We start from the raw sequence: 13,980 nt of genomic DNA, 5'->3' as shown, positions 1-13,980 counted from the left end.
ATGAGAAAAAGCTTTTTTGTTTTACTGGTTATTTTAAACGGAATAGAGAGTCTTGCTCAAACCAAACAAATTCAATATCTCTCCGGTACAGATACCAAACATACGGTGCAATGGGATTTTATGTGTACCGCAGGCCGCAACAGTGGTGCATGGAAAAAGATTGAAGTGCCCAGCTGCTGGGAACAACAAGGCTTTGGCAATTATAATTACGGCAGAGATTATAAAACCAATGGTAAAAATTTTCGTTTTTATGATGAGAAGGGTTTGTATAAATATACTTTTAAAATTTCTCCAACCTGGAAAGGAAAAAATATCAATATCGTTTTTGATGCCAGCATGACGGATACAGAAGTAAAGATCAATGGCAAAAGTGCAGGATCAATTCACCAGGGCGCATTCTATCGTTTTAAATATGATATCAGTTCTTTATTGTTTTTTGACAAGCCGAATACACTGGAAGTTACTGTTAGTAAGATGAGTGCAGATGCAAGTGTAAATAATGCAGAACGGTTGGCTGATTATTGGGTATTCGGCGGGATATTTCGCCCCGTGTTTTTAGAAGCCGTTCCAAAACAATCTATCGATCACGTAGGCATCGATGCTAAAGCGGATGGTAAATTTTCAATGCAGGTAAATATTAATGATCCCAAACAGGGCATGTGGGTTGAGACAACTGTTATGGATGTGAATAAAAAAATTGTAGGTACTTCCTTTTCACTTCCCATACATACTTCCGGAAGTTTTGTTATGTCGGATCAGTTTACAGGCATTAAACCATGGACCTCAGAAACACCCGATCTTTATACTGCACATGTTGTTTTAAAAGATGCAGCTGGAAAAAAACTATACGAGTTAAATGAAAAATTTGGTTTCCGCACAATAGAAATACGCCGCGGCATGGGCGTATACATCAATGGTACGCAGGTAAAATTCAAAGGCACCAACCGCCATTGTTTCTGGCCCGAAACGGCAAGGGCATTAAGTGAAGACCAGCAATTGAATGATGCATTGCTGTTAAAAGAAATGAACATGAATGCAGTGCGTTGTTCTCACTATCCGCCAGATGAATATTTTTTAAAGGTTTGTGACAGCCTTGGTATTTATGTGTTAGATGAATTAGCGGGCTGGCAAAAAGCTTACTCTACAAAGGCAGGCGAACCGTTGGTAAAAGAAATGGTATTGCGTGATATGAACCATCCTTCAATAATTTTCTGGGATAATGGTAATGAAGGCGGCACCAATAAAGAACTGGATGATGATTTTGTACAATGGGATTTTCAGAAACGTCCGGTGATACATCCGCATCATAAACCCGGTAATGATTTTAATGGCATTGATTGCAATCACTATGAAGATTATTACAGCACACAAAAAATACTGAATGATTCATTGATCTACATGCCTACCGAATTTTTACATTCACAGGATGATGGTGGAGGTGGTGCAGCCATGGATGATTTCTGGAACCTGCATTGGAAATCGCAAAGATCAGCTGGTGGTTTCATCTGGGCAATGGTGGATGAATCCGTTGTGCGTACGGATCTCAACAATATACTGGATGCGAATGGTTTAAATGCCAATGATGGTATCCTTGGCCCACACAGGGAAAAGGAAGGCAGTTATTATGCACTGCGTGAAATTTTTTCTCCCATAAAATTAAATATGCCGGTAGAATTACCTGCAGGTTTTAACGGGCAGATCGCTTTGGATAACCGTTTCCATTTTCTCAATGCCAATCAATGTACATTTTACTGGGCGTTGGTGAATTACAGTAAACCATTCGACAGGTTTGATGGATATATCGTACAACAAAAAGGAACGATCACTGCCCCGGATATTGCCGCAACAAAAATGGGCATACTGCAGGTTAATCTGCCTGCTGATTATAAAAATTATGATGCACTGGTGATTGTGGCAAAAGATAATTATGGTAAAGAGTTGTACAAGTGGACGGGTAAAATAAAAAGCAACCAATCCATTATCAGCAGTTTTGTAACTGCAAAAAGCGATGCTGTTTTGGTTAAAGAAACGGATACGGTATATACCATTACCGGTGGTGATGTAAGTATTACAGTCGATAAAAAATCAGGCAACCTGGTCACAACAAAAAACACCAGTAATGATTATATATTGTCTTTTAACAATGGCCCAGTTGTAGTTAAAGGCAGTGCTGTGGTGGAAAGCAGTAAAACTTATAAAGAAGATAATGAACAGGTGGTGGAGTTTACTTATAGCGGCAGTATGAAATATACCAAATGGAAAATCAACTCCAGCGGATGGGTAACCCTGGAATATGAGTATAACATAGAAGGAGACCAGCCGTTTGCAGGCATTAGTTTTAATTATCCTGAGAATTATGTTTTATCAAGCCGCTGGTTGGGCAAAGGACCATCAAGGCAATGGAAGAACCGCATGCAGGGCACGCCGGTTAATGTTTGGCAAAATGCTTACAACAATACCCATACCGGTTATGCGCCAATTGTGTATCCTGAGTTTAAAGGTTATTACGGCGAAATAAACTGGATGGAATTAAGTACAGTACAAGGTAAATTATATATTGCGAGTAAAGACAGCGGCTTGTTTGTGCGCCTGTTTGATTTCTATGCATTGAGTGATGCGGCAAAACCTCACCCTGAATTGCCAACAGGCAATATTTCTTTTTTAGACGCTATTCCGCCAATTGGCACCAAACTGGCAATGGGATTAACTACCAATACGAAAGTGTATGGTCCGCAAAGCGAATTGAATCATTTAAGTGGCAGCAAAAAACGTACATTGTATTTTTATTTTGGTATGCCTAAAACAAGCGACAGTAAAGAAACATATAGCAGACCGGCGGTTGATAATGTGTTTTAATTAAAAATAAAACTTGCTTATGAAAAAAACGTTTTTAATTTCCTCGCTGATTATTTTTTTGTGCCAATACAGTTTCGCACAAACTAACTACGCTATCAAACTTGCCGAAACCATTATGAATACTTATAAAGATTCGATGGTGGTAAAAAAATATGCCAGTCATTTACAACAGGACAAACAAATTGCACCTGGGCAAACAGTGGAGCAGGCGCAACTGAACAGGCCGGCGGTGTGGAATTATGAAATGGGAGTAGTGCTGGCAGGGTTTGAAAAATTAGCCGTGTTGCAATCTGATAAAAAATATGCAGACTACACGAAAAATATAATTGATCATTTTATTACTGCTGATGGTGTGATAAGAACATATGATATGGAAGAATATAACCTGGATAATATTCCTTCGGGCAGGCAACTGTTACATCTTTATCAAACCACCAAAGAAGAAAAATATAAAACCGCAGCCGCTTCCTTGTATAAACAATTGGCCTGGCAGCCACGCAATAAAATTGGCGGCTACTGGCATAAATTAAAATACCCCACACAAATGTGGCTGGATGGCTTGTATATGGCAGAACCATTTGCTGCGGAATATGCTGCAATGTTTAACGATACTAAAAAGTTTGATGATATCGTAAACCAGTTTGTATGGATGGAAAAATACAGCAGGGATAGCAAAACAGGTTTATTGTATCATGGTTGGGATGAAAGTAAGTTACAGCAATGGGCAAACCCCAAAACCGGTTTGTCACCGGAGTTCTGGAGCAGGGCCATGGGTTGGTACATGATGGCCTTGGTGGATGTGCTGGATCAGTTGCCTGCAAATTATAAACGCAGGACAGAGTTAATTGCTATACTCAATCGCTTATCAACCGCATTAATAAAATTCCAGGATGCAAAAGAAGGAGTATGGTGGCAGGTAACGGATAAAGCCAACAAGGAATTGAATTATTTGGAATCGTCTTCATCGGCAATGTTTGTATATGCGTTGTCAAAAGCGGTTAATAAAAATTATATCAGTAAAAGTTTTGTGCCGGCTATTACAAAAGCCTATAACGGAGTGATTAAAAACTTTGTAGTGGTAGATAAAGATGGTAATGTGCATTATACCAAAGCTGTTGCCGGCGCAGGTTTGGGCGGCACTCCTTATCGTGATGGTACTTATGATTATTATGTAAAAGAACCTAAACGTGACGATGACCTGAAAGCTATCGGGCCATTCATCCAGGCTTGCATAGAATATGAATGGTTGATAAAAAAGAAATAAAAATCAATTATTTTATATTACTATTGTTATACCAAAACAAGTTTAGCAATTGCTGCAAAAGGAAAAAATAAGCGAACTGCAAAGTAAAATTGCTTTGTACGACGATATGAAAGCGTACCAGGCTTTGTATGAAATGCTTTTTGGTAAATTGAAAAATTATTGTTTTTCTTATGTAAAATCTGATGAAGCTGCAGAGGAACTCGTATCAGATGTTTTCATTAAGATATGGCAGATCAGGAACCGCCTGCCGGAAATAGAAAACCTGAAATTGTACCTGTATACGATTGCCAAAAATTTTTCGCTCAACTACATTACTAAAAATTATAAGAACCCGGTAACAAGACTGGAGGATATGGATATTGAACCGGTGATCAGCTTTGGAAACCCGGAAGAACTATGCATTTCCTCAGACATACTTAATAATATCCGTCAATGTATTCGTTCACTGCCGCCACAATGCCGGCTCATTTTTCAAATGGTGAAAGAGGATGGGTTTACCTATAAAGAAGTGGCCACACATCTCAACATTTCAGTCTTAACCGTCCGCAACCAGGTATTTATTGCCACCCGTAAAATTGCTGAAATTATTCCGGGGTATATCTTTTCAAATGCCGGGGTCTTTACAAAATCTGCCAATTTGTAGCCCTCGTTCTCTTCTCTCACCGGGTAAGAAAAAAATATTTTTTTTTCCTTTGGTACTTTCTATTCCCGCCTCTTGTCTATAACAATATTAGCGTAATATATGAATGAAGAAAGAATATGGTTGCTTCTGAGTTTGCAGCTTTCCAATGAAGCTACTCCCGAAGAAATAACCGAACTGGAAGCACTATTGCAGCAGCATCCCGGGCTGGATGTAAAGGCAAAGCGGATCATCAATATCTGGCAATCTAAAAGCGAAACGGTTGCAGCGGATACTACACAGGCTGCATTTGACAGGCATTTACAACGCCTCAGCAACCAGCTTACAGCACCTGCATTGCAATTTGAAAATGCAATGGCAGAAGAAATACAGGCTGAAGGAAAGGTAATACCCATAAAAAATACCCATCGCAAATGGTACTGGATGGCAGCAGGCGCTGCGGCAGTTGTCGTCATTTTGTTTAGCATACTTTCAAACAATAACAAAATAAATAAGGCCACAAAACTTGCAGAAAATACAGTGAGCACCAAAGCAGGTTCCAAATCAAAAATACAATTACCGGATGGTACCCAAGTATGGCTGAATGCCGATAGCAAGATTGAATACAACGAAAATTTTAATGTAAAACTGAGAGAAGTAAAACTAACGGGAGAAGCATTTTTTGACGTGGTGAAAAATAAAGAAAAACCTTTTGTTATTCATACCACACAGATGGATGTAAAGGTGTTGGGCACCGCATTTAATGTACGCTCTTATCCCGATGAAGCCACAACAGAAACTGCATTGCTGAGAGGTGCTGTTGAAGTATCCTTACATAACAACCCCGAAAAAAAATATTATCTGAAACCGAATGATAAACTGGTTTTAAATAACAATATCACTGCTATTGCCGACAATGCAGCAGCACAACAAGACAGTGCCGATAAGCAACTGGTGAAAATGAAAAAAGTACACATCGACAAAAATGAGAATGACATAACTGAAACGATGTGGGTGAAAAACAAACTGGCTTTTGATAATGAATTACTGGAGAAAATTTTAGCAGAAACAGAACGCTGGTATAATGTGGATATAGAATTGAAGAATGAGAAAGTAAAAAGCTTTCGTTTTACCAGTGTGTTTGAGAATAAGCCGCTTACCGATGTGTTAGAAGCCTTATGCCTTGCAGCGCACCTGCATTACCAGGTAAAAGGATCCAATGTTACCATCTGGTAATTGATATGATATTTATTTTTTAACGATTGTAAACCCAACCTGAGATGCTTATGAGTAAATACCAATAACATAAAAAGAAAACGGAGCATGTTGTAGCATCCCCCGTTTCTAAACTGCCCAGAACAAACGCTCTTGCAGGAGCGCTATTCATTAACAAATTCAAAACTAAGTTATGAAAAAAAACCGACGTAGCGTACTATGGTATGCCACCTCTCCAATCGCCAAAACCTTGCTGATTATGAAATTTATTATTGTTTTAACCTGCGTCTTTACATTCCAGTCTTTTGCAGGCAAACTGTACTCACAGGAAAAGATCTCCCTCAACCTTGAAAACGCTTCTCTTAAAAAGGTATTTAAGATAATTGAAAGCCAGACTTCTTTTCGTTTTGTGTACAAGGATATTGATCTTTCTGCATGCGATAAAGTAAGTATTAAAGTACAGGATCAAACAATAGATAATGTGATCACCAAAGTACTGGCTAAAACTCCGCTGGTATATAAAGTAGTAGGAGATAACCTTGTAGTGATTGCAGACGAAACAGAAAAAAAATCAGTACCGGAAGAAGTGAAAGATATCATCATCACCGGTAAAATTGTAAATGCTGCTAATCAACCCATGGTAAGGGTAAGTGTGGTGGAAAAAGGAACCACCAACGGTACCACAACAAAAGAAGATGGTAGTTTTTCATTAAACGTTTCCAATAAAGATGCGGTGCTGGTGATCAGTTATGTAGGATTCAAAGCACAGGAAATAGCATTGAAAGGCCGCAATAATTTTTCTGTTATTTTAGAAGAAGATAAAAGAGCGATCGATGAAGTAGTGGTAGTAGGTTATGGTGCAAAAAAACGCAGTGATATTACAGGTGCAGTAAGTTCAGTACCTAAAGAAAGATTATCTCAATTACCAGTAACCAATATCTTACATGCTATTGAAGGTTCTGTTGCCGGCGTTAATATTACACAAACTTCTTCTGTGCCGGGTAGTTCTGCTGCGGTATTGATAAGGGGACAAAATTCAATCACTGCAGGTACAGGCCCATTCATTGTGGTAGATGGCGTGCCTTTCAGTAAAACCGGTAGTGTTACCAATGATATCAATCCTAATGATATTGCATCAATAGAAATTTTAAAAGATGCATCGGCTACAGCTATTTATGGTGTTAATGGTGCTAATGGTGTAATTCTTATTACAACAAAAAGAGGTACCACAGGCAAACCCATTATTCGCTATAATGCCTATACCGGTTTTGATAATATTGCTCATATTTTAAAACCATTAAGTCCGCAGGATTATGTACAAAAATATGCCGACTGGTTTAAGCAGACCAACCCCACACAAACACAAACCAATATTTTACCTAACGCTTATGAAATTGCCAATTATAATGCCGGTAAAACTGTAGACTGGATCAAAGAGACCACACAACAAGGAACTATACAGGATCATAATGTAAATGTATCGGGAGGTACAAAAGATGTACGTTATTATTTATCCGGTGAATATTTAAAACAACAAGGCCCGGTAAAAGGCTATCAGTATCACAGGGCAAGTGTACGTTCTAACCTGGATATCAACATTACCGATTATCTTTCTATTGGAACATCATTATCTTATGCCAATAATAATTATGATGGCGGCCGTGCCAATTTTTACCTGGCAGCAGCTATGAGCCCTTATGGAACAGAATATAATTCAGCAGGTGGATATGAAATTTATCCTATGAATCCTGAACTGTTATATGCTAACCCATTGTTAGGACTGAATACCGACAGGGTAGACCGCAGTGGTAACCTTAATGGTAATGCCTATGCCGACCTGAAATTCAAAGGCGTATTAAATGGTTTGAAATACCGCTTTAATGCAGGCTATACTTATGTTACCACCCGCCAGGGAGGTTATACCGGAAGAAATGCCAATAACACATTAGGTGGTGCCAGTGTTTCCAATTCAGAAACCGGTAACTATGTGGTGGAGAATATCCTGACCTACGAAAAAAATATTGGTATACATCATATAGACTTTACCGGTTTATATAGTTCGCAGCAAAGAAATTATTTTGCTACGGCATTTAATGCCACCGGTTTTATCAACGACGAATTGTCTTTTAATAATTTTGGTGCCGGTGCAACACTCAGCGCTGCTACCATTTTCTCTCCTTATACCGGTTCTTACAGGGATAAATACAGCCTGGTATCGCAAATGGGAAGAATTAACTATTCTTATAACAGCAAATACCTTTTAACAGTAACGGCAAGGCGTGATGGCTCTTCAGTAATGGGGGCAAATACCAATAAATATGGTTTATTTCCTTCTTTTGCTTTAGCATGGAATGCAAGTAAAGAAGAGTTTATGCACAACCTAACGTTTATCGATAACCTGAAAGTACGTACATCTTATGGTAAGGCAGGTAATGAAGCAATAGGTGTATATGGTACCATTACCACAGATGGTTCGGTACGTTTTCCTTTTGGAGGGGCCAGTACTATAGGTGTATTAGCCAGCAACTTGGGTAATGCCAACCTGCATTGGGAAACTTCAAAAACTTTTAATGCAGGAATTGATTTTGGTGTGCTGAATAACAGGATCAGCGGATCGATCGATATTTACAGAACCCAGACTGAAGGGCTATTGTTAAGACGTAACCTGCCCATCATTACAGGTTACAGTTACGTACTTGATAATTTAGGTATCACCAGGAACAATGGTATTGAGATCACTTTAAATTCTACCAATCTTACAGTAGGAAATTTTAAATGGCAGACCGGCATTGCTTTCTCTTCTAATAAAAACAGGATCGTTGACCTTTATGGCGATAAAAAAGATGACCTGGGTAACCGTTGGTTTATCGGGCAGCCTATTGGCGTGATCTACGATTATAAATTAGATGGGGTATGGCAGCCTGGTGAAGACCGTTCGCAAGTAGATGCCAGCGCAAAAGACGGAGACCTGAAATTTGCAGATATCAATGGCGATAAAAAAATAACAGCCGATGATAAGATGATCCTTGGACAAACTGCGCCTAAATGGATCGGTGGGTTTACCAATACCTTTCATTACAAAAATTTTCACCTGAGTATTTTTATTCAAACCGTGCAAGGGGCATTGAAAAATAATGTTACCCTTACCTATGCCGATGAAGCCGGCCGTATGAATATTCCGATAGATACCAAATACTGGACAGCAGAAAATAGAAACAACAGCCGTCCTTCTTTATCTTATTCTAATAGTAAAGGATATGGTTATCCATCAGATAATAGTTATACAAGAATAAAAGATGTAACACTGAGTTATACATTTCCGCAGGAAATACTCAATAAGGCAAGGCTGGGTAGCCTTACTTTATATGCCAGTGGCAGAAACCTGTATACATTCACCAACTGGATAGGATGGGATCCTGAAAATAATTATTCTTTCAGGGGCTCCGGCGACTGGACAAATAACTATCCGCTTACACGTTCTATAGTATTCGGTGCAAACATCACACTTCGTTAATTGAACATTTAAACTCTTTATAAATGAAAAAGAATATCATCATAAGTATCGGAATGATTGCGTTGTTGCAATTATTCTCATCCTGTAAAAAAACTTACCTGGATGAAAAAGTTTATTCTGCTTATGCTCCCGAAACATTAGCCGATTCATTGGGCCTTGAAGCTTCCATTGTGGGATTGCATAATCACCTGAGTACTTTCTTCAGTTACTCCGATCCGCAGGGCTGGCCAAGTGTGTGGCATGCGGGCACAGATGTAGCCTTTGTACCACCATCTCAAAAACAGGGTATCGAAATTCCCTATTACGACTACACGCAGTTGATCGCTACAGATGGTGCCGCATCCTATACCTGGGGCTGGGCCTATCGTATGATCAACAATGCCAACGTGATCATCAGTAATATAGATACCAGGTCTTCTGGTATGTCACAAGCCAATAAAAACAGTGTAAAGTCCGAAGCACTCTTCTTCAGGGCTTATGCTTACAATACGCTGGCTACTTTATTTGGAAGAGTACCTATCATTACGGTGCCACTTACAGCTCCCAAAACAGATTTTGTAAGATCATCGCTGGACAGTGTGAATAACCTGATCATACAGGATCTTACTTTTGCTGCAGCAAACCTTACTGAAATAGGTGCTGTAAATTCTAAACTAAATGCTAATGGTAAACCCATCAGCAGGGCCAATAAATATATGGCCATGCAATTACTGGCCGAAGTATATCTCAGGGCAGGCAAACCTGACCTGGCTGAAGCACAGTGTAATGCTGTCATCAACAGTGGTAAATTCAGTTTGGTTAATACAAGGTATGGTATAAAGGCATCACAACCCGGCGATCCGTTTTCTGATATGTTTTTGTATGGCAATGAGAGAAGATCACAGGGCAATAAAGAAGCCATCTGGGTTATGGAGCAGGAAAATCCAAGTACAATTACCGGCGGTATTACCAACAATCCGCAACAACGCCGCAACTGGGGGGCAGCATATTACCAGATCAGTGGTATGACTATTTGCGATTCTCTTGGCGGAAGGGGTATCGGGCGTATGCGCTTAACCAATTGGGTAGTGTATGACTTGTATGAAAATGCCGACATGCGTAATTCCAGTTATAACCTGCGCAGAAAATATTATATCAATACACCCGGTGCTCCAAATTACGGGCAACAAGTACCATATGTAGGTGCTGATACCATTTTTAAAATTGCACCTTGTACTACCAAATGGAATCAATACGATCCTAATGATGTGTTTGGTTTTGCAATGATCAAAGATTTTATTTTAATGCGCTTAGGTGAAACGTATTTACTGCTGGCAGAAGCACAATTTAAACAAGGCAAATTACCCGAAGCCGCTGCAACATTAAATATTTTAAGAGCCAGGTCCGGTGCTACAGCTATAACGGCAGCACAGGTTACGCTGAATTTTATTTTAGATGAAAGAGCAAGAGAATTGCTGGCTGAAGAAAACAGGCGTATGACTTTAATGCGTACCGGTACACTGGTTGCCAGAACTACTGCATTGAATACGCAAACTATTAATCCTGTTTTAGGACTTACTGCTAAAAATTTATTATTACCTATTCCAAAATCAGAAATTGATCTTAACAAAGATGCTGTATTGGAACAAAATGCAGGCTATTAAAACAGAGCAATAAAGATTCTCATATAGCAGTTGGTAAAGAGGGCCGGATAAGCAAGGCTTACCGGCCTTTTCTTTTTACACTTCATCTTTTTGCACTAAATTGTTGCAATGTTTCGATTTTATTCTATAGCTGTACTTTTAGTAATTACTCAGGGGCTGTCAGCACAATCCATTAAAAGTGTTCATACCGTTTTTGTTGATAGCGGCTGGGCCAATAATTCCGTTAACACGGTGATTTTTCGCAAAAATTCTTTGTGCACTTTTAAAAACACCCAGTACATTTCTTATTATAATAAAGATGGCGTAATTGTGTTGGGTAAGCGAACAATCGGTACAACCCAATGGCTTTTACAAACTACCAATTTTAAAGGAGATGTTACTGATGCTCATCGTTCCATAAGTATTATTACAGATGGCGATGGTTATTTGCATATGTCATGGAATCATCATGGTAATAAATTGCACTATAGTAAAAGTATCGCAGCAGGTTCTTTGCAATTGACGGAAGAATTGCCTATGACAGGTATTGCAGAAACCAATGTTACCTATCCCGAATTTCACTGTTTGCCCGATGGCAATATATTATTTCTTTACAGAGACGGACGATCGGGCCAGGGCAACCTCGTAGTAGATCGTTACAATACGCCCCAAAAAAAATGGGAGCAATTACAAAGTAATCTTATTGATGGGGAGAAACAACGCAACGCCTACTGGCAGGCTTGTGTAGATACAAAAGGAACGATACATCTTTCATGGGTATGGCGGGAAAGCCCTGATGTAGCCAGTAATCATGATATGTGTTATGCACAATCAACAGATGGTGGCATCACATGGAGTAATTCAAAAAATGAAAAATACACTTTACCCATTAATGCCACTACAGCAGAATATGTTTGCCGCATTCCGCAAAAAAGTGAACTCATCAATCAAACCAGTATGTATGCAGATGAAGATGGCCATCCGTTTATTGCTTCTTACTGGAAAGACCAGGGAGATAGTATACCGCAATATCATGTTATTTATAAAACCGGTGCAGAGTGGACTATTCAAAATACAGGTTTTAGAAAAACAGCATTTAGTTTAAGCGGAGCAGGTACTAAACGTATCCCTGTCAGTCGTCCGCAAATTTTAAGTTTTAAAAAAGGCAATACCAATGCAGTAATTTTACTTTTCAGGGATGAAGAAAGGGGTAGTAAAGTTTCTGTAGCTATTAATACTGATATCAATGTAAATAAATGGCAACTGAAAGATGTAACAGCTGCTACAGTTGGATCCTGGGAACCCACTTATGATACCGAATTATGGAAGCATAAAAAACACTTGAATTTATTTGTACAATATACCGATCAGAAAGATGGCGAAGGCAAAGCGGATATTTTACCGCAGCCGGTGCAGGTATTGGAGATTAAAATTAAATAGTGATTAAAGTTTACTCCTGCTGTGCTGACAATGATTATGATGTGTGAAATTGTCTTAATAATAATCAGGCTGTAATTCTTTCGTCCCGTATGGGAAGCCAGGTGGGTAAAAAAAATAATTCAGAAAACACCGTTCCGTAGGAACGCCAGGTGCTTTTGCAGAGAGCTAAAAAATTATGGAAGATTGGTATCAATTAATATAAAGAGTATCAGAATAAAAAAAATATGCAAGTAAAAAAAATATTGGGAGCAATGGTAGTGTTGGGTTTGTTTTTTATAAACGCTACTGCACAAAATAATTACCATCCCAAAGCCGATAAGAAATTGCTAAAAACCATTGAGCAAAACTTTACCGATGCGGCTGCACAATACAAAGTGTTGGAAAAAAATCTGCCTGCAGATAAATTCCCTAAAACATATTTTCCTGCCACGGGTAAATATGAATTCAGTAATTCCGGTTGGTGGTGCAGTGGTTTTTATCCCGGCACATTGCTATACCTGTACCAGGAAACAAAGGATACAGCCTTGTATAATGAAGCCATGCGGATATTGGCAGTACTTAAAAAAGAGCAGTTCAATACTTCTACCCACGACCTTGGCTTTATGATGTATTGCAGTTTTGGTAATGCTAATCAGATTGCTCCATCACCTGCATACAAAGAGATCTTATTGAATAGTGCAAAGTCGCTGGCCACACGTTTTAATCCGGCAGTAGGTTGCATCAAATCATGGGACGGGAAACCGAATGAATATTTAGTGATCATCGATAATATGATGAATTTAAAATTATTATTTTGGGCAACACAGGCAAGTGGCGATTCCTCTTTTTATAAAATTGCAGTATCACATGCCAACACAACAATGAAAAATCATTTTCGTGCCGATAACAGTTCTTATCATGTTTTGAATTATAATGCCACTACAGGTGCAGTGCAACAGAAAAAAACGGCACAAGGCTTCGCAGATGAGTCTGCCTGGGCAAGGGGGCAGGCCTGGGGTTTGTACGGCTATACAGAAACTTACAGGGAAACAAAAGACAAAAAATATCTTGACCAGGCCAATAAAATTGCCAGCTTCATTTTAAATCATCCCAATTTTCCTGCTGATAAAATTGCTTACTGGGATTTTAATGCACCGGATATTCCTGATGCATTAAGGGATGCATCTGCTGCAGCAATAATGGCATCCGCATTTATTGAGCTGAGTGGTTATGTAAATAAAAAAACAGCAAAAAAATATTTTGCCACTGCCGAAATGATCTTAAAGAATCTCTCTGCAGAAAAATATAAAGCTGCTGCAGGAACTAATGGCGGTTTTATTTTACAACATGGCGTAGGGCATATGCCAAACAAAACAGAGATTGATGTACCGCTTACCTATGGCGATTATTATTTTGTAGAAGCAATGCTGCGCTATAAGAATAGTACAAAGAAATAAAAAACTAAAAATTA

8 protein-coding genes are annotated in these 13,980 nt (G+C 38.9%); all 8 read left to right on the top strand.

Going from position 1 to position 13,980, the window contains the following annotated elements; all coding sequences use genetic code 11:
• The 8 genes from ACQ334_RS15535 to ACQ334_RS15500 all read left to right on the top strand — a co-directional run bounded on the left by ACQ334_RS15535 (position 1) and on the right by ACQ334_RS15500 (position 13,966).
• Positions 1-2,856, top strand: a complete 2,856-nt coding sequence (locus tag ACQ334_RS15535; protein ID WP_430989159.1) for a glycoside hydrolase family 2 protein — start codon at positions 1-3, stop codon at positions 2,854-2,856.
• A 19-nt stretch (positions 2,857-2,875) separates the two neighbouring features.
• A complete protein-coding gene (locus tag ACQ334_RS15530) occupies positions 2,876-4,120 on the top strand; it encodes a glycoside hydrolase family 88/105 protein (RefSeq protein WP_430989158.1) in 1,245 nt (414 codons plus the stop codon).
• Between the two features lie 49 nt (positions 4,121-4,169).
• Complete coding sequence (locus ACQ334_RS15525; protein WP_430989157.1) at positions 4,170-4,763, top strand: RNA polymerase sigma-70 factor; 594 nt, start codon at positions 4,170-4,172, stop codon at positions 4,761-4,763.
• 99 nt (positions 4,764-4,862) lie between these two features.
• Positions 4,863-5,975 (top strand): FecR family protein, encoded by a 1,113-nt coding sequence (locus tag ACQ334_RS15520; RefSeq protein ID WP_430989156.1) that lies wholly within the window; start codon positions 4,863-4,865, stop codon positions 5,973-5,975.
• 172 nt (positions 5,976-6,147) lie between these two features.
• Positions 6,148-9,468, top strand: a complete 3,321-nt coding sequence (locus ACQ334_RS15515; RefSeq protein WP_430989155.1) for a TonB-dependent receptor — start codon at positions 6,148-6,150, stop codon at positions 9,466-9,468.
• 23 nt (positions 9,469-9,491) lie between these two features.
• Positions 9,492-11,111 carry a RagB/SusD family nutrient uptake outer membrane protein gene (locus ACQ334_RS15510; protein ID WP_430989154.1) on the top strand — a complete coding sequence of 540 codons (1,620 nt, stop codon included), beginning with the start codon at positions 9,492-9,494 and terminating at the stop codon, positions 11,109-11,111.
• A gap of 108 nt (positions 11,112-11,219) precedes the next feature.
• Entirely contained in the window at positions 11,220-12,530 is a 1,311-nt protein-coding gene (locus tag ACQ334_RS15505; protein ID WP_430989153.1) for a BNR repeat-containing protein, read from the top strand.
• Positions 12,531-12,754: 224 nt separating this feature from the next.
• Positions 12,755-13,966 (top strand): glycoside hydrolase family 88 protein, encoded by a 1,212-nt coding sequence (locus ACQ334_RS15500; RefSeq protein ID WP_430989152.1) that lies wholly within the window; start codon positions 12,755-12,757, stop codon positions 13,964-13,966.
• Positions 13,967-13,980 lie beyond the last annotated feature (14 nt).

It is taken from the genome of Ferruginibacter sp. SUN106 (genome assembly GCF_050611765.1).
Classification (GTDB): Bacteria; Bacteroidota; Bacteroidia; order Chitinophagales; family Chitinophagaceae; genus Ferruginibacter.
Note: the sequence above shows the minus strand (reverse complement) of the source record. Positions and strands in the feature narration are given on the sequence as shown.

Bases quoted from the DNA above. Each gene is read 5' to 3' on its own strand.
- ACQ334_RS15510 (WP_430989154.1), top strand. From the start codon at position 9,492: ATGAAAAAGAATATCATCATAAGTATCGGAATGATTGCGTTGTTGCAA.
- ACQ334_RS15520 (WP_430989156.1), top strand. From the start codon at position 4,863: ATGAATGAAGAAAGAATATGGTTGCTTCTGAGTTTGCAGCTTTCCAAT.
- ACQ334_RS15500 (WP_430989152.1), top strand. From the start codon at position 12,755: ATGCAAGTAAAAAAAATATTGGGAGCAATGGTAGTGTTGGGTTTGTTT.
- ACQ334_RS15535 (WP_430989159.1), top strand. From the start codon at position 1: ATGAGAAAAAGCTTTTTTGTTTTACTGGTTATTTTAAACGGAATAGAG.
- ACQ334_RS15505 (WP_430989153.1), top strand. From the start codon at position 11,220: ATGTTTCGATTTTATTCTATAGCTGTACTTTTAGTAATTACTCAGGGG.
- ACQ334_RS15530 (WP_430989158.1), top strand. From the start codon at position 2,876: ATGAAAAAAACGTTTTTAATTTCCTCGCTGATTATTTTTTTGTGCCAA.
- ACQ334_RS15515 (WP_430989155.1), top strand. From the start codon at position 6,148: ATGAAAAAAAACCGACGTAGCGTACTATGGTATGCCACCTCTCCAATC.